2 protein-coding genes are annotated in these 808 nt (G+C 46.4%); both read right to left on the reverse strand.

Annotation, left to right across the window (positions count from 1 at the left end; genetic code table 11):
• Window positions 1-386, reverse strand: a 386-nt coding sequence (locus ACESTK_RS20470) for a DNA cytosine methyltransferase (protein ID WP_373120633.1), incomplete at its 3' end; no start/stop codon positions are given.
• 62 nt (window positions 387-448) lie between these two features.
• A partial coding sequence (locus ACESTK_RS20475) for a hypothetical protein (protein WP_373120634.1) occupies window positions 449-808 on the reverse strand: 360 nt, incomplete at its 5' end.

The following is an 808-nucleotide window of genomic DNA, read 5'->3' on the forward strand; positions in this document are numbered from 1 at the left end:
AGTGGTCCCCAGGTTTTAAATTCTTCTACGTTCTCTAACATTATTACCCTGGGTCTTACAAGCCCCGCCCAGCGGCATGCTACCCAGGCAAGCCCGCGGATGAATTTGTCCTTTGGTTTTCCACCTTTGGCTTTACTGAAATGCTTGCAATCTGGTGAGAACCATGCAAGTCCTACCGGATGTCCATTGCAGGCTTCTACGGGATCCACTTGCCATACATCCTCGCAGTAATGTTTCGTGTTAGGATGGTTGGTTTTATGCATCCGAATAGCTTCAGGATCATGGTTGATTGCTATGTCAACGCTATATCCCGTTGCCAGCTCAATACCTGTAGATGCACCGCCGCCACCGGCAAAATTGTCCACAATTAATTCTCCATGAATCATTTTCTTTCCAAGAAGCCCGGTATACCATTGCCCCGGCCGGAGGCTGGCTCCTTTCGTTTACTTTATGTCGCTTGTCCGCAGCGGAATCCGCATATTGCTTTACATCCCATGCAGCATTGCTCTCTGCAAGGCTCCATATCGTTACCTTCCATTATTGACTGTAGGATCAGGCTTTTCGCGGTAAACATCCGCTCACATCCTGTGTCCGTCATAAATTCACAAGCGTAATCATTAATCTTCTTTCCTTCCTCTCGGGCAATACATGCTTCGCATCCAATAGAATCTTTTAGGGTACAAATCAAAAATCCATCTTGGAATAGCTGTATAGGAGCAGCTATACAATCTTCTATAGTGCAGCCAGTATATTCAACATAGTGCTCACACTTGCGCTCTGGATAAAAAGCACCTCCCCTACACCAATG

Origin of the sequence: Ruminococcus sp. Marseille-P328 (genome assembly GCF_964249465.1) — a bacterium.
Lineage (GTDB): Bacteria > Bacillota > Clostridia > Lachnospirales > Lachnospiraceae > Blautia_A > Blautia_A faecis.